The 16180-nt window shown below is 41.4% G+C and carries 19 protein-coding genes; 7 read left to right on the top strand and 12 right to left on the bottom strand.

Going from position 1 to position 16180, the window contains the following annotated elements; translation table 11 throughout:
• Positions 1-3: 3 nt before the first annotated feature.
• The gene (locus AC4IFO_RS00535) at positions 4-561 is read right to left on the bottom strand and encodes a glycine cleavage system transcriptional repressor (protein ID WP_353241479.1); all 558 of its coding nucleotides are present in this window, start codon (positions 559-561) and stop codon (positions 4-6) included.
• 286 nt (positions 562-847) lie between these two features.
• Here AC4IFO_RS00535 and dapA point away from each other — a divergent pair, with 286 nt between their 5' ends.
• The 4 genes from dapA to purC all read left to right on the top strand — a co-directional run bounded on the left by dapA (position 848) and on the right by purC (position 4821).
• Positions 848-1756 carry a 4-hydroxy-tetrahydrodipicolinate synthase gene (dapA, locus tag AC4IFO_RS00530; RefSeq protein WP_490730946.1) on the top strand — a complete coding sequence of 303 codons (909 nt, stop codon included), beginning with the start codon at positions 848-850 and terminating at the stop codon, positions 1754-1756.
• A gap of 16 nt (positions 1757-1772) precedes the next feature.
• Positions 1773-2825, top strand: a complete 1053-nt coding sequence (gene bamC / locus AC4IFO_RS00525; protein ID WP_490730944.1) for an outer membrane protein assembly factor BamC — start codon at positions 1773-1775, stop codon at positions 2823-2825.
• Positions 2826-3017: 192 nt separating this feature from the next.
• Positions 3018-3677 (top strand): hypothetical protein, encoded by a 660-nt coding sequence (locus AC4IFO_RS00520; protein ID WP_490730942.1) that lies wholly within the window; start codon positions 3018-3020, stop codon positions 3675-3677.
• Between the two features lie 430 nt (positions 3678-4107).
• A complete protein-coding gene (gene purC, locus AC4IFO_RS00515) occupies positions 4108-4821 on the top strand; it encodes a phosphoribosylaminoimidazolesuccinocarboxamide synthase (protein ID WP_206086563.1) in 714 nt (237 codons plus the stop codon).
• A gap of 57 nt (positions 4822-4878) precedes the next feature.
• On the opposite strand, the gene AC4IFO_RS00510 is transcribed toward purC, so the two are convergent.
• The 6 genes from AC4IFO_RS00510 to AC4IFO_RS00485 form a co-directional block, all read right to left on the bottom strand.
• Positions 4879-5679 carry an energy-coupling factor ABC transporter ATP-binding protein gene (locus AC4IFO_RS00510; RefSeq protein WP_490730940.1) on the bottom strand — a complete coding sequence of 267 codons (801 nt, stop codon included), beginning with the start codon at positions 5677-5679 and terminating at the stop codon, positions 4879-4881.
• A complete protein-coding gene (locus AC4IFO_RS00505; RefSeq protein WP_490730938.1) occupies positions 5663-6529 on the bottom strand; it encodes an energy-coupling factor ABC transporter ATP-binding protein in 867 nt (288 codons plus the stop codon). The genes AC4IFO_RS00510 and AC4IFO_RS00505 overlap by 17 nt, the downstream gene beginning before the upstream one ends.
• A complete protein-coding gene (locus AC4IFO_RS00500; RefSeq protein ID WP_490730936.1) occupies positions 6520-7224 on the bottom strand; it encodes an energy-coupling factor transporter transmembrane component T in 705 nt (234 codons plus the stop codon). Before AC4IFO_RS00500 ends, AC4IFO_RS00505 begins: the two co-directional genes overlap by 10 nt.
• Positions 7225-7806 (bottom strand): ECF transporter S component, encoded by a 582-nt coding sequence (locus AC4IFO_RS00495; protein WP_490730934.1) that lies wholly within the window; start codon positions 7804-7806, stop codon positions 7225-7227.
• Positions 7807-7842: 36 nt separating this feature from the next.
• Positions 7843-8268, bottom strand: a complete 426-nt coding sequence (locus AC4IFO_RS00490) for a PPC domain-containing DNA-binding protein (protein ID WP_490730932.1) — start codon at positions 8266-8268, stop codon at positions 7843-7845.
• A gap of 357 nt (positions 8269-8625) precedes the next feature.
• Positions 8626-9270: an epoxyqueuosine reductase QueH gene (locus tag AC4IFO_RS00485; RefSeq protein ID WP_490730930.1), complete on the bottom strand. Its 645-nt coding sequence runs from the start codon at positions 9268-9270 to the stop codon at positions 8626-8628.
• A gap of 255 nt (positions 9271-9525) precedes the next feature.
• Between AC4IFO_RS00485 and AC4IFO_RS00480 the strand changes: the two genes are divergently transcribed.
• Together AC4IFO_RS00480 and AC4IFO_RS00475 are read left to right on the top strand one after the other, a co-directional pair.
• Positions 9526-9978, top strand: a complete 453-nt coding sequence (locus AC4IFO_RS00480) for a DUF441 domain-containing protein (RefSeq protein WP_369310960.1) — start codon at positions 9526-9528, stop codon at positions 9976-9978.
• Positions 9965-12007 (top strand): tRNA(Met) cytidine acetyltransferase TmcA, encoded by a 2043-nt coding sequence (locus tag AC4IFO_RS00475; RefSeq protein ID WP_490730927.1) that lies wholly within the window; start codon positions 9965-9967, stop codon positions 12005-12007. Before AC4IFO_RS00480 ends, AC4IFO_RS00475 begins: the two co-directional genes overlap by 14 nt.
• On the opposite strand, the gene AC4IFO_RS00470 is transcribed toward AC4IFO_RS00475, so the two are convergent.
• Complete coding sequence (locus AC4IFO_RS00470; protein ID WP_353166721.1) at positions 11988-12179, bottom strand: YpfN family protein; 192 nt, start codon at positions 12177-12179, stop codon at positions 11988-11990. The genes AC4IFO_RS00475 and AC4IFO_RS00470 overlap by 20 nt on opposite strands.
• Before the next feature lie 237 nt (positions 12180-12416).
• On the opposite strand from AC4IFO_RS00470, the gene AC4IFO_RS00465 reads away from it, so the two are divergent.
• The gene (locus tag AC4IFO_RS00465; RefSeq protein ID WP_490730925.1) at positions 12417-12809 is read left to right on the top strand and encodes a DUF454 family protein; all 393 of its coding nucleotides are present in this window, start codon (positions 12417-12419) and stop codon (positions 12807-12809) included.
• A 46-nt stretch (positions 12810-12855) separates the two neighbouring features.
• Here AC4IFO_RS00465 and AC4IFO_RS00460 read toward each other — a convergent pair whose 3' ends face one another.
• The 4 genes from AC4IFO_RS00460 to AC4IFO_RS00445 form a co-directional block, all read right to left on the bottom strand.
• Positions 12856-13524: a M15 family metallopeptidase gene (locus tag AC4IFO_RS00460; RefSeq protein ID WP_490730923.1), complete on the bottom strand. Its 669-nt coding sequence runs from the start codon at positions 13522-13524 to the stop codon at positions 12856-12858.
• Positions 13521-14648, bottom strand: coding sequence for a succinyl-diaminopimelate desuccinylase (gene dapE / locus AC4IFO_RS00455; RefSeq protein WP_490730921.1), 1128 nt, complete (start codon positions 14646-14648; stop codon positions 13521-13523). Before dapE ends, AC4IFO_RS00460 begins: the two co-directional genes overlap by 4 nt.
• Positions 14649-14660: 12 nt before the next feature.
• Positions 14661-15035, bottom strand: coding sequence for an ArsC family reductase (locus AC4IFO_RS00450; RefSeq protein WP_490730919.1), 375 nt, complete (start codon positions 15033-15035; stop codon positions 14661-14663).
• Between the two features lie 178 nt (positions 15036-15213).
• Positions 15214-15834 carry a LuxR C-terminal-related transcriptional regulator gene (locus AC4IFO_RS00445; RefSeq protein WP_490730917.1) on the bottom strand — a complete coding sequence of 207 codons (621 nt, stop codon included), beginning with the start codon at positions 15832-15834 and terminating at the stop codon, positions 15214-15216.
• Positions 15835-16180 lie beyond the last annotated feature (346 nt).

Genomic DNA, 16180 nt, shown 5'->3' with positions numbered 1-16180 from the left:
CCGTTAACTCTGCATATTGGGGTTGTTAACAATACTGATGTTGCCTTTGGCATTTAGCATTGTACATAGTTGTTGAAATTTATTCTTTATAATTATGCCATTATCGTCCAACGGGTCATGTGCAGTAATCTGAATTTCCAGTTGAGCAGGCATATCATTATTGGCTGGTTGTGTCTTAGAAACAAGTTCTGCGATATTACATTGCGAAGTTGTAAATAAATTTGTGAATTGCTCGACAATTCGAGGTGCATCATCGACAACCACATTCACAGTTACTGTAGATGGGTAATAGGTTATTTGAACACTCTGCGTCCGCTTCATGACGATCAGCAAATCGAGTTCGGCGCCCTTAGGGGGTAAAGTTGCTTCAAGCAGGGTAATTGCATTCCAGCTACCCGATAACATCATAATAAAGGTGAATTCCTTGCCAAACATCGCTAAGCGACTATCTTCAATATTGCAGTCGCACTCACTAACAAGGCGAGTTATGGTGTTCACAATGCCCGGACGATCTGTTCCCAGCGCAGTAATGACAAGAAATTGCTGTTCAGTCTTAGGCAAAGTCTATTCCTTATTTTTTTGATTATGCCAGTTAAACATTTGATTAGAATATAGCCTTAAAATGAGACTATAAAAACTGACGCACACTGTGGGTAAGGAAACCATAAAAAGTGACATCTGCCAAGAGGCGTCATTCACTCTTGCGAGAAAAGTCAGTGAATTATTACTTCTATTTAAGTTAACTACGCTGGCATTAACAAAATTCATTAAAATCTTGCTGTTGGGTGGTTTTCTTCTTGGAAATGAAAACGTAACATGGAGGTTCAATTATTTAAGGGGTATCGCTATGGCTAATGGAAACGCAAACTACAAAGATTTTTTAACGGGAAGCATTGTTGCCGTTATCACACCAATGGATTCAGCTGGGCGCTTAGATAAAGCAAGCTTAAAAAAATTGGTCGATTACCATGTTGAAAGCGGCACAACAGCCATCGTTTCTGTTGGTACTACTGGTGAGTCTGCGACGTTAACGCATAAAGAGCACGTGGAAGTCGTGAAAGCAACGTTAGAGCTTGCTGATGGACGTATCCCGATTATCGCAGGGGCAGGTGCGAATGCAACCGCAGAAGCAATTTCACTGACAAATGATTTTGAAAACAGTGGTGTAGTTGCTTGCCTGACCGTAACACCCTATTATAATAGGCCTTCTCAGGAAGGGTTATATCAACATTTTAAAGCAATTTCAGAAAACACGAGCTTGCCACAAATTCTTTATAATGTACCATCACGTACTGGTTGCGATATGCTGCCAGAAACTGTGGGTCGTTTAGCAAAATTGGCGAATATTGTCGCAATTAAAGAAGCGACAGGGAACTTAGCACGTGTTCATCAAATCAAAGAGCTGGTTGATGATAATTTTGTGCTGCTAACCGGTGACGATGCGACCGCACTTGATTTCATGCAACTGGGCGGAAAGGGCGTTATTTCAGTGACTTCGAACGTTGCTGCCGCGCAGATGGTAAAAATGTGTGACTTAGCGCTTGCAGGCAAATATACTGAGGCGCGTGAATTAAATAAAAAACTGATGGGCTTACACCAGCAGTTATTTGTTGAACCGAATCCAATTCCAGCGAAATGGGGTTGTCATCGCTTAGGTCTGATTGCAGATGGAACATTACGGTTACCTATGACACCGTTAACTGCCGCAGGCCAGCAAAAAGTTGAGGACGCTTTAAAACTCGCTGGGTTACTGTAAAATTTAGGGAATTTTAATGGCAACATTATTGCAAAAATCGAAGGTTATGAAGGTTGCTGGCCTGTCACTTGTTGTGTTACTGGCAGCCTGCTCCAGCGATCAGCGCTATAAACGTCAGGTCAGTGGTGATGAGGAATATCTTAACGCCGCGCCATTGAAAGTGTTAAATGTGCCGCAAGGGATTACATTGCCTGCACAAAATGGTGAATACGACATTCCAAAAACCACGTCAACAGGCCCTGTTGGAAAAGCGTTGGATATTCGTCCACCAGTACTGACGATTTCGCAATTAGCAGGTTCGCGCACGGAAGATAGTGCTGATGCAAGCCGTTTGTTGCTAGAAAATACACCTGAAAACAGTGCGTTATGGTCACAAGTTACGATGATCTTAGAGCAGCGAGGAATTCCTGTTTCCTCAAAAGATGACGGTACGCATTCCATTGAAACCAATTGGGTAAAATGGGATCGTGCAGATGAAAACGTCCCAATGGAAAGCCGCCATAAAGTGTCAGTTAAACCTGAAAATGGCATGATTGCCTTGACAGTGACGAGCTTAGGCATGCGCCAAGGGGATGAAACCATTACGGATGTCGTTGAAGTTCAACGTTATAACAAATTGTTATTAAATGAATTAACCGACAACCTGTATGCGTTACGTGATACATCGAACAAAAACAGCCTGCAAAACGCTTATGGCATCATTGATGTGCAAACTGGCAGTGATGACACTGGTTTACCACTGATTGTTGTCCGTGCACCGTTTGATGCTGTTTGGGAACGTTTACCACATACCTTAGAAAGCGTAGGGATGAAAGTGGGTGACCGCACGCGTTCAACGGGTTCAGTGATGGTGACTTACAAAGGCTTAAGTAGCTCTGAGTGGCAAGCGCTGGGTATTGATGACCCAACAGTGCCAGAAGCGGACTATAAAGTGCAAGTGGGTGACTTAAACAACCGTAGTACGTTGCAGTTTATTTCGACAAAAGGTGTTGCGTTAACGCAGAAACAAAATGACGAAATGGTTGCAGCATTAAAAGCGGCGTTTAGTAAAGCCCCTGCAAAGAAATAACTACTCCGTTTTGATCGTTAAAAATAGAAACCGTGGCTCTGCTAGCCGCGGTTTTTTTATGGATAAACAAATAATAATGTTCGATTATCTATATTAATAATTGATACAGCTAACGCATATTTTGATGAATTTATCATCAGCAATTTTTCGGATATACTTCAATTAATATCAATAACAGCGCGGAGGTGAAACGTGCATAATCACTCGACGAAACCCATAAAAGACGGTAGCAGCGATATTATGCCAAGAAAAATTTCAGGGACGGAATTTAACCAAAAATTACGCATCACCCGCCGAAATGTAGAAGATACCCAATATTTTTTAACAGAAGGTGTGAGTGAATTTGTACTTCCTAATTTTGCCTTACCGGAAGGTTATCGGTTAGTAAAATCACGAAAGAAGGAGCAATACCGCTTAATTTCAGAAGGTGAGAAGCCTGAAACGGTATATTTGGTTGAATTGCGGTTTCGGCAGGACATCGTAATAGGGAAAACCACGGGTACTCAGGTTAAAGTCTGGCGCAGTAGCGCATATAACCATGTTGAAATAATTAAAGATTTACCTCGTCAGTTTTTCATTAACTTACTGAATTCTTATTCCATTATGGTTACTGATGAAGAACAAACCGACGCTGGGCAGCGTTTTTGGGAAACGATGATCAGTTGGGCTTTTAGTCAAAATTATTTTGTCTACGCCTCTAATGGCGAAGAAGAAGAGAGGCTCCTTGGCCGTATTGCGAATATGGAGGATTTTTACCTTAACTGGATGGACGTGTACTGGGGGAAAGACAAGGATATTCATCCACATAAATTAGTTGTTATTAGTCAATCACCATTGAACCAATCCAAATAATAACTCTGATTATTAATCAGTTTATTCATTATACTGCTTCCTTTTGTTATCAAAGATATAGCTAATTAGCTATTAGCAAATTAAAGGTGGATGCTTCATTTTAACACCTCCCATTATTAATGATGACTTTCAATAGAAAAAACAAATGGACAAAAAATCAGTGTTTATCGCTAAGTAATCGTTTGCGTCAGGCGTGAAATTTTATTATCATAATAGGTATTGAAAGATAAAATATTGAATATCAGTAAGTTAGGTAAGTCGCATGGTTTGATGGCTAACTGACTGAAACAGAGCAAAAAACTAACGGCGAAAGGGCATTTTTACCCATTTTGCATCTTCCGTTAATTTTGTGTTCTGCAAAACAGCGCCACAAAATCTATTCACGTATTGTTTTTCTCTATAGTTTAATCACATCTCTGGAGTGTGTAAGATGCAAAAGAAAGCTGAGTTGTATCGTGGCAAGGCAAAAACTGTCTATACCACTGAGGATCCTGATCTGCTAGTTCTGGAATTCCGTAATGATACATCAGCACTCGATGGTGAGCGTATCGAGCAATTTGACCGTAAAGGCATGGTTAATAATAAGTTTAACCACTTCATTATGAGCAAATTAGAAGAAGCGGGTATTCCAACACAAATGGAAGCGCTGCTGTCTGACACTGAGGCATTAGTCAAAAAATTAGACATGGTACCTGTTGAGTGCGTTATCCGTAACCGCGCCGCAGGTTCATTAGTGAAGCGTTTAGGTGTTGAAGAAGGTATGGTATTAAACCCACCATTATTTGACTTGTTCTTAAAAGACGATGCCAAACACGACCCAATGGTTAACGAATCTTACTGTGAAACCTTTGGTTGGGTGAGTAAAGAAAACCTCGCTAAAATGCGTGAACTAAGCTACAAAGCCAACGATGTATTAAGCAAAATTTTTGCAGATGCAGGTTTGATTTTAGTCGATTTTAAACTGGAGTTTGGCTTATTCAACGGGCAAGTCGTTCTGGGGGATGAATTCTCCCCAGACGGTAGCCGTTTATGGGATAAAGAAACCTTAAATAAAATGGATAAAGACCGTTTCCGCCAAAGTCTTGGTGGTTTAATCGAAGCTTATGAAGAAGTTGCGCGCCGCATCGGGGTTCAATTAGATTAATCATTTCCTATAAATAGAACGACTTTAGCCTGCTTAGCAGGCTATTTTTTTATCTAATCAGAGGGAAATGAAATTTCTAACCCACGCTTCAGGTGTGACTGATTCAGATGATAATGCTAATGTTTGGCCTAATGAAATCAAGGTAGGGGCAGGGAGTGCAGACTCAACTTGCAATGCAGGGTGATTGAGCACCTCAATCGGTGAACCATCAGCAATCAGTTTTCCATGGGATAAATGTAGCACCCGTTTAAAATGACGCGCCACAAAATCAAAGTCATGGCTAATTGTCACAATAGTCGTACCTTTATCTCGTTGTAAATTCAACCAGTTTTCAAAGCGCTGCATCCATAATGCATCAAAATCGCGGCTTGGCTCATCCAGCAAAATGAGTGGTGGAGATACCGCCTCTAAACAGGCGACTGCAACCATTCTGCGTTGCCCTGCATGAAGGTCAAGGGGGTGTTTTTCAGCGACATCGGCTAAGTGGCAAGCCTCAAGCGCATTTTGCACGCGTTCTGTAACGACCTCTTTTGCCAGCTTTTGCCGCTTTAGTCCGAAAGCGACCTCGGCTTTAACCGTGCTGTGGAAAATTTGCTTTTCAGCCTCTTGGAATAGGATACCGACTTGATTAGCGCGTTCTGGAGCCGTTAATTGGGCAAGTTGCTGACCATGTAACCGTAAATCCCCTTGATTAGGGGATAATAACCCAGCAAGAAGCCGTAAGAGTGTGGATTTCCCTGCGCCATTATCACCGACAAGCGCCACCCATTCACTGGTTTCGACCTTTAACGATAAATTAGCGATATTGTTGATAGTTGAGCTTGGCCAGCGGTAACTTAAATCATTGAGCTCTAGCATATAATTCCTTAAACGCATTCACTAATTGAGTTTCATTTTGAGGGATTGCGCTTTGCCATTTGCCGAGTTTGACTAACTCACCCACCACGCGCCATGCATCTGGCATATTAATCGAGGCAATTGAGCTCGGAAAAATTGTGTCTAAAGAACCACTGGCGAGCATTCTACCTGCCTCTGAAAATACATTTCCTGTACTTAACAACAGAAAATTCTCACAAAAACTGATAGCAGGTAACAAATTACGCTCAAATAATATGACGCAGCAATTTGTTTGCATTGAATAGTGTTTCAATTGAGTTAATAGTCGCTGAGTCGCACTGGGCGTCAGTCGGCTAAAAGCTTCATCTAACAACAATAATTGTGGGCGCATAGCAAGGGCACTCGCCAACACAACACGTTGCGCTTCCCCACCAGATAAGGTTGCGGGGTGCCGATGCCTGAGTGATTCACAAAACGTAAAGGCGATGGCATGCTCTACGCGCTGGGTAATTTCATTTTCGGTAAGGCCTAAATTTTCGGGGCCAAAAGCTATTTCTTGTTCAACCGTAAATGTGCAGCCTGAAAGCTGTAAATGTGGTGATTGCTGAATATATTGGCGCGTAGCAGATGCTTGGACTAGTGAGTTATTGACTAGCGGTTGCTGCAAGACTTCGGCTGTTCCTGTTAATTCGCCGTGTAATAAATCCCCATGCCAACCAGCAACAAGCTGAGCTAACGTGCTTTTTCCACTGCCATTTCCGCCCAAAACACAAAACCATTGCCCCGCATTAAGCTGGAGATCAATGGGCCCAAGTAAAGGTTGTTGCGCACCTTGGGGAGTAAAGTGCATTTGCTGTAAATTTACCACCACAGAACTAACCCACCTTCAATCAAAATCAATAATAATAGGCTGTAACGCAGTACAACTTGCCAGCGATTATCTACAGGCGGATTTAATGTTGTGCGTTTGGCACTATAGCGAAAAGCATGCATATCCAGTGCTGCACCACGAATACTTAACTCGCTTAATGCATTGCTGGCTAAGGGGAACAAAATGGCGGGTAATGAAGTGCACCGTTGCCAAAAATTACCGTCAAGGGGAACGCCTCTTGCTAATTGTGCTTCACGGATAATATTCAGCTGTTGCTTAAGTTGTTCAGCAAGCAATAGAGGCCCAGCAAGAAGGTAAGAAAAGCTAGCAGGTAGCCTGCTAGCGAACAAAGCACGGATAAACCGCTCGGTTGGAACATATTGTAGCCAGATTTGGGAAGTACTGATGATGGTGAGTAGCTTAAACCATAATGCTAAAGCGAATTCAGGGCGGCTATTTTTCAAGGTTTCACCCGTCAGTAATTGCGCTAACCAGCCCCCGTGTATCAGCCATAAACCTAATCCCATCGGGAGCATAAACCACGCGACAAATTTCCAGCGAAAGCGAGCGGGTTGCCACAATAATAAAGCAATAAACGTGCTGCACCCCAGCAGAACCAACGGCCAGCCCAGCGGCAAATAGATGGCACTGACACTGAGCCAAAACCACGCGGTTAGTGAGGTAAAAGGGTGCATTTAACGTACCTTCGCCATATTAGGATAGTTACGCTGTACGCGCTCAGGTAATTGTCGAACCAATAACCATGCGACAAGTGCTGAGATAATTTTATCGGCAATATTTGCACCTAATACTGTAATTGCAACGGATTCAAGTAAGTTATCGCCTACAGCATGGAAATAAGCGACAAAGAAGTCCGCACCGCTACCAGTTGTTCCGCCAAACAAATAAGTACGAATTGGCACGGCAACAATCATTAATGCAAAGGTGATGACAACACCCGATAAAATCACTCTTGGTAACGTACGAAACCCACCTGCACGCGCTAATAAACCCGCACTTAACCCAATCATCATTGCGACGGGGGCAAAAGCCGCGGCAATAGGCCCGCTTAATAATCCCCACAATAAGTTAGTGAGTAGGCCAGTTGTTAATGCGGCCCAAGGCCCTGCGAGTAATGCACAAATAATTGTGCCAATAGAGTCGAGGAAAATCGGCAGCTTTAACATGGAACTTAATTGGCCAACAACCATGTTAATCGCGATTGAAAAAACAATTAACGTCAGTGTACGACTGGAAATAAACGATGACTTACTCATAAGAAAACCATTCCTTGCAAAAATAAAATATGAAAATCAACGTGAAATAACAACAAGCTCTTCGTAACCTGAAAGAGCACAGGGTTCTCGTGTAAAGGCGATATTTTCAAGCTCGCCAATAACTAACTCCAATGTGGTTCTAACGCTACAGCCTGGCATCATATGGCCACCACGCATGTAGCCTTTTTCATCAGAAACGGATAAATGAAGATGCTCACCATTGGCTTCTAATGTGCCAATTAACGAGACAATTTCGAATTTCCCACTGATATGGTCGGTGTCTTCTTGTCCTGCAAAGCGTAACGCAACGTCCGTTAAACTCCCGACACAACCCGCAATAAACGCGGCTTGGAACCCATGAAGGGCAATCTGTTTTCTTAACGTTAATAAAACGTCTTCACCTGGAAGCAAACGCACAGCGATAAAACGCGCGTTTGAGTAAGGGGATAATGTTTGGGGCATGTTTTCAATCCTAGAGCTGAAATTGTGCAGAATGTCGCACAACCATGTAAAACATTAAAATGATAAATAATGCTAGGTTATAAGTTTTTGTGTATTGATTACTCAGGGGTATTATACGCAATAATTGAAGGGTTTCTGGGGGGAGAGGTCATTTGAGGCAAACTTCAGGAAAACACACTGTAAGTTGGTGTTTATGGTGTGGAAAATCAAAAAAAAGGATAAGTTAAAAATTAAAGAGTGATGAATATTCCGAGAATTTAGCTTAAGTTTTTCCTCTCGATGTGAAAAACCAGCACAATCATGGTTTGTTTTTACATTTTGTCGGTTTGCCATGGATTATGCTGGGAGGGGAATTTGCTATGGCGTGTAATACAGGACGCCAATTTTAATAATATCTCGCCCTTGGGACTTTCGATGTTTATTGGTATCCCTCAATGAGTAAATGCAACCACAGTATTCTTGTTGATAAAATTGTTCACGTTTACTTATTTCGATCATTCGGGCGGAGCCGCCTTTTTTGCGCCAGTTATAGTCCCAATATTCCATACCTTCATAAGGCGCAACGGCACGTTTCCCGCAATCATTGATTTGCTGCATATCTTTCCAACGCGAAATCCCAAGTGAACTGGAGATCACAGAAAATCCATTTTCGGCGGCATACAAAGCCGTGCGTGCAAAACGCATGTCAAAACACATAGTACAACGAATGCCACGCTCAGGTTCATCTTCCATTCCTTTCGCGCGTTCAAACCAATTATCAGTATCATAATCAGCATCAATAAATGGAATATTATGTTTTTGAGCAAAGCGAATGTTTTCTTCTTTGCGGATTAAATATTCTCTTTTAGGATGAATGTTAGGGTTATAAAAGAAAATTGTATAATCAATTCCAGAGGCCTGAATGGCTTCCATGACTTCGCCTGAACAAGGAGCACAGCAGGAGTGCAATAACAATTTGTTGGCATTTGCAGGTAAAGTGAGTTTTTCTCGAGTTATATTCATAAAAAATTCTTATGTTGAGTCTATTTGCTGGCAGTATAAAACAATCAGATAGAAATTAAAGTAATAACTGTTGCTGATGAGTATTTAAAATGTAATGCCTAAGTGAATAAAAATCATGAGCCTGATACTGGATAGGGTTAATAACAAAAAGAGTTGATGTAATTGTTTGCTTCTTAACTAATGAGCCAATAACATGTTTTAAAATAAGTTATTTTGCTACTCACAAAAAATTGCCAGTTTTACAGGGAAAAATCTATGAGTCACGTTGACCCCACATTAATCATTCTTTTGGTCTTAGCAGGGTTAGGGATTATTAGCCATAATATGACCGTCACACTTGCCATGTTATTTTTATTGGTTGTCCGAATAACACCACTAAATAATTATTTCCCTTGGATTGAAAAATATGGGTTAACCATCGGGATCTTGATTTTAACCATCGGAGTCATGGCGCCCATTGCGAGTGGTAAAATCAGTGCGGGTGAAGTACTGGGGTCATTTTTAAATTGGAAATCCATTCTGGCAATCGTCATTGGTATCGCGGTTTCTTGGTTAGGGAGCCGTGGGGTGACTTTGATGTCAAACCAACCCTCGACCGTCGCTGGACTGTTGGTTGGTACCGTGATAGGGGTTGCCTTATTTAGAGGTGTGCCTGTTGGGCCGTTGATTGCCGCAGGGATATTATCATTATTAATTGGAAAATCTTAATCGCCTCATGAATGATTTGCTGTCTGCCTGCGTAGAGCAGCTGCGTATATTGGGTTTTCGTCGTTTGTTGGTTTTATCTGGCGATGATGAATGGGTTACTCAGCAATTAGTCGAACTACAAACCCGCTTAACAGGGGATTGGGTAACGCTTTCTTCGGAATTACCCAATAGTGAGCGACCAGAAAATGCCCACTTATTGCTGGGGCGTGAGTTCTTGCATGGTGTTTTTGATGCACGCAAAGGCGTTCACAGTGAAGCGCTTGCCATGCTATCCGGCACGTTAAAGGCAGGAAGCTTGCTGGTCTTTTGTACTGTGCTGCAAGAGGTTTGGCCGAACCATCCAGATATAGATAGCTTACGCTGGAATGAACAGCATGGCATTATTCCAACGCCCAATTTTGTTCACCATTTACAGCGCACGATGAGTAACTCAGAAGGCGTTATCTTTTACCAGCAAGGTAAGAACCCAAGCATAAAATTGCTGAATAATTATCCTACTTGGCTACCGCCTACAGGGCAATTAACAACGCAACAGCAACAAGTCTTGAATCAATTATTATCTGCTACCACTGGCGTTTGGGGGATCATTGCGCCAAGAGGCCGGGGAAAATCAACGGTAGCAGGTCAGCTCATACAACAATGGCAAGGGGAGTGTTGGTGTTGTGCTCCCGCTAAAGTATCTACCGAAGTTTTGGCGAAACATGCGGTGAAACCTCCGCATTTTTGGGCGCCAGATGCATTGCTCGCTTATTGCCAAGCGGGTAATAACATAGCAGCTGATTGGTTGATTATTGATGAAGCCGCGGCTATCCCAAATTATATATTACGCCAGTTGGTGAATTATTTTCCTCGTGTATTACTGACGACCACGGTTGATGGTTATGAGGGGACTGGACGCGGTTTTATGTTGAAATTCTGCGCAAGTTTAACAACTTTTACACTATTAACCCTTGATGAGCCTATTCGTTTTGCGTGCCATGACCCGCTCGAAAACTGGCTAAATGAAGCGCTATTATTGCAAGAGCCAAATCCAACTTTTATACCGCATGCGCTTATCGAACATCTATCAATTAGCCAAAGTGAGTTAGCAAAAGATGAGCGTAAATTAGCGTCATTTTATGGCTTACTAATGAGCGCCCATTATCGAACCTCACCATTAGATTTACGGCGTTTATTAGATGCAAAAAACCAACATTTTATGGCCGCATTTAATTCACAAAATGATGAGAGTTATTTAGGTGCGTTATGGTTGGTAGATGAGGGATTATTAAATGAATCATTAAGTTGGCAAGTTTGGGCCGGATTACGTCGTCCTCGTGGGAATTTAGTTGCTCAATCATTAGCTGCGCACAGTTATTTTCCGCAAGCGGCTCAGTGGAAATCGCGACGGGTAATGCGCATTGCTGTCGATGCCCATTATCGGCGACAGCAAATTGGCCTGACGTTGCTTGAACAACAAAAGCAGGATTGCATCGCACAAGGTATTGATTTTCTTTCTGTTAGTTTTGGTTTAACGCCAGATTTACTTAAGTTTTGGCAAAAAGCGGGGTTTAGGATTATTCGAATAGGTTCACAGAAGGAGGCCAGTAGTGGCTGTTATACAGCGATGGCTATTTTACCGCTATCATCGAGAGCTAAGCTATTATGTGAGCAGGGTGAAACCTTGTTTCAACGCGATCTCCACTGGCGAACAGATCTCACTGAATTTTCCCTGCGTTCAACGGATGACCAGCAACTTAAACAAGAGGATTGGGTTGAACTGATTGGTTTTAGTGAGTTTAAACGCCCAGTTTCTGCCAGCCAAAGTGCCATTTTACGTCTTTTAGCTGAAGTTTCTGATCCTACGCCTCTTTTACGAAATTACTTTGAGCAGGAGCTGCCATTAGCGAAAATTTGCGAAGAATTTAAGCTAACAGGGCAAAAACAGTGGTTAAACAGTGCGAGAACGCAGGTTGGTATTTTTGTTAGGCAATACCAGCCAGCATTATTATCAGAAATTGTTCAAAAGGTTACTGCTTCTTGTCCTTAGGCCAATCATCTTCATCATCCCACAAATGGTTATTATCTTTATGAGGAGGGATCTCGGGTTTATCATCAAGAAACTTTTTAGGGTCAAGCTTCATCATTTCTTTGACGGAATTCCAAATGAGCCCAACCAAGAGAAGCGGAATTATCCACCAGTAGTCTGCTAACCATTGCATTTTTTATCACCATTTATCATTTTTACTTTGTCGCTGTGTGAGTTCTATAACGTTTATACCACTAATAAAAATTGCACGATATAAACCAACGATTTCACTGATGGGTTTAAACAGGGAAAAGCGACTTTTCATTAAACACGTTTACGATTACAGTATATCATTGATATTACTGTGAGTTACCACATGTTTATCAGGGTTTTTACTTTTGTATGAGTTTGCAAAGGAGCGCAGGCAAATTTGAAAAAAATCCTTCTTATTATACTCGGTTGGCTGGCTGTGGCGCTTGCATTTGCAGGCGTGGTATTGCCCGTCCTTCCCACAACGCCTTTTTTATTATTAGCAGCATGGTGCTTTTCGCGCTCCTCACCCCGTTTTCATCATTGGTTATTGTATCGCTCTTGGTTTGGTGGGTATATACGTCATTGGCAGAAGCACAAAGGGCTACCGAAAGGCGCTAAACCTAAAGCGATTATCTTGATTTTGCTTACCTTTTCGTTATCGATTTGGGTTGTGAGCTATTTGTGGTTGAAAATTGGTTTGTTTGGGTTACTTTGCTGGCTGCTTATTTTTATGTATCGGCTTCCTGTCGTTGAAGAACCCATCCCGACGCGTGATAAAACAGCCCCATAGGCCAATATTAGGCCTATGGGGGTAATAAAAAGGAAGGGGTTAAATGTTACTCTGGAATTTTAATATAGCGGTTAAAAACATAATCTAGGTTGCTGATTAACCATTTTTTTCCCAAGATATCTTCTTGTTCTAACACTTGTTTGATAACATCCGGCGTTAATAATTGTTCCGCTTCGTGTGAAAGCGGCCAATAACTAATATGCCAAGGTTCGTAGGCAACGCCAGCATCTTTCGCCGTGAAAGGGCGATAAAAATCAAAAGTGGCCATATTGTCTGACAGCCAATCATTTAATTGAGCTAGGTAACCACCCGTTTCATACTCCCAAGGCTCTAATTGCAATGTTTGCCCAGTAGGAATGCGCAAGGGGTCATAAACGTCAACTTCAGTTCCCCAATGATGGCGGCTTGCTCCGGGTAATGCAGACCAATGCAAGATAGCTTCACACAGTTCGCCTTCTGAAAGCTTTGTTATATCAAGAGGCTGGCTGTGAGTGTCTAGAACAGGGCGCTTACCTGAAAACTTTTCATTCCATATCAGTTGTTGCCGCGAAAAATCACGAAATGCACTTGCTGATTGTAATTTAAAGCCTGCCTTTGCTGCGGCTTGCTGCATCGCCAGAAAGGCTTTGGTTGCATTAAATTGTAAACAATGGGGGCCACCAAGAGTGACTAAGTGGTCCGTCGAACGGCCTGTTAGCATTTCAATGGTGATCATAGGATTAGTAGCTCCATAATTCGTTCATAAATCAGTGCTAGCTGCTGTAAATCCTCCACGCTAACGTATTCATCAACTTTATGAATAGTGGCATTTAATGGGCCTAACTCAATAACTTGTGTCCCCATTTGTGCAATAAAACGCCCATCGGAAGTACCACCGCTGGTGGATAACTCTGCGGTACGACCGGTTAATTCTTGGATTGCTTGTAAGGTTGCAGAGACCAACTCGCCTTTATCGGTAAGGAAAGGTTGCCCAGATAATGACCATTCGATTTTATATTCCAATCCATAGCGAGATAGCATCTCTGTGACCCTGTCACGAATTACAACATCGGTTAATTCTGTACTAAAACGGAAGTTAAATTGCACAAATAGCTCACCAGGAATGACATTACTTGCCCCGGTACCTGCATGGATATTGGCGATTTGCATCGTGGTTGCAGGGAAAAATGCGTTGCCGTTATCCCATTTTGTCGTGGTTAACTCTTGTAAAAAGGCCGTTGCGCGGTGGACAGGGTTATCGGCGAGGTGCGGGTAGGCAACGTGGCCTTGAGTGCCTAGTACAGTTAAATCAGCAGTAATTGACCCGCGGCGTCCATTTTTGATGATATCACCGAGCTTCGATTGGCTTGATGGCTCACCCACTAAGCAATAATCAACCTTTTCATTACGTTGCATCAGTGCTTCGACAACTTTGACGGTGCCGTCGTGGGCATCAGCCTCTTCATCAGATGTGATTAAAAAAGCGAGACGACCTTGATGGTCAGGGTGTTTTTCAACGAAGCGCTCTGCGGCAACAACCATTGCAGCAACAGAACCTTTCATGTCCGCAGCACCGCGACCATATAGGTGTTGATTAATAATGGTCGGGGTAAATGGCGGTGTTTGCCAATTTGCGCTATTTCCTGCTGGGACAACGTCGGTGTGACCTGCAAATGCGAGTGTTACACCGGATCCTCGATGTGCCCAAAAATTGAGTGTATTGCCAAATGGCATTGATTCGATAGTGAAACCTATCTTTTTTAGGCGCTCAGTCAATAAAACTTGGCAGCCTTGGTCATCTGGGCTAATTGAAGGTCTTGAAATAAGGTCTTTAGCTAATTGAATAACAGGGCAGTCCATAATATTTCCTGATTACTTGTGAGTAAATGCTTTATATTCATCAGCATTAAAGCCGACTAAATAACGATTATCCGCAGAAACGAGCACAGGGCGTTTAACCATTGCAGGCTCTTCAAGCAAAACAGCTTTTGCACTTACTGCATCAATGACGGCATTTTTTTGCTCATCACTGAGTTTACGCCAAGTGGTACCACGCTTATTCACCAAGACTTCCCAATCTATGTGATCCATAAATGTAGAGAGCAAGGCGTCGTCTAGGCCGTCAACGCGATAATCATGAAATTGATAGTCGACCCCATTGTCTTCCAAGTAACGGCGTGCTTTTTTTATGGTGTCACAGTTTTTAATTCCGTACATAATATAAGGAGAAGATGGGGTTTTAGACATACGATTTTCCTCTAAAGCAAATGATTTAGCTTACATAATGCGGGAAAATGCATTACGGATCTACCCCAAGAATACAAATAAAAGCAGGCGTTTATGATGATGATTATAATAGGTGCTATTTGTAATCATAATAAATTAATGTGTATCTTATTATATTAAATTTAATAATTCATATTGATTATTTTGAGCGCATATAAATTAAACTGGCTTCTAGGCGAGAACGAACGCGTAGTTTTTTTAAAATATTGCGAATATGGACTTTAACGGTTTCTTCTGAAATAAAAAGTAATTTGGAAATTTCACGGTTTTTTAGCCCGGCCGCGAGTTCATGTAAAATTTCACACTCTCTTCGGGTCAATGTGGATAATGGGTCACTTGACTGGTGACGTGTCATTAAATGCTGGTATATTTTTTCGCTAAACACATGTTGCCCAGCAGAGGCTTTTTTCATACTGTAATAGAGCATATCAAGTTCACTACTTTTTAATAAATAGCCTTGTGCTCCAGCATCAATAGCACCATAAATATCCGTTTTTATTGTTGAATACGATAAAACCAATAGGTAACTATTTGAACATTGTTTACGGAGTAACCTTATCGTTTCAAATGTTTTGTTGCCATGCATATTAGTATCTATGACGATAAGGTCTGGTTGTAAATGGGTGGCAATATTCAATGCTTCTGTACAGTTACAACTTTCCGCTGTAACAACAAAATGTTCATCTGTATTCATGAGCTGACGCAATCCAAAGCGTATAATAGGATGCTCATCAATAATCATTACTGTGTAATTAGACATAGAGGGTTCCTTTGTTATGTCTGAAACGTCATGGACTATTCTGGTAGGCGTGAAGAAATAATCACTATGTTGACGTTAATATAATCATTTTATTTTTTAATATATTAATGATTATAAATTTGATATGAATAAAATTATTTGACATTACTAAAATAAGCTATTTATAACGAAATTAAAGATAAAATTAAGATGGCTTTTGCTGTTTTTTGATAATACATTAAATTCAAAAAAATAATATCAGTAATTTAAATAAATTAAATGATATTTAATAAATGATGAAAATAAAATTGAAAAATATATAATAAATATATTATCTAAATAAGAATGAATAAGAAATAAATTATAA

The organism is Providencia sp. UF-224 (genome assembly GCF_058245955.1).
The sequence above is the reverse complement of the archived record's forward strand: the minus strand, read 5'-3'. Positions and strand labels throughout refer to the sequence as shown.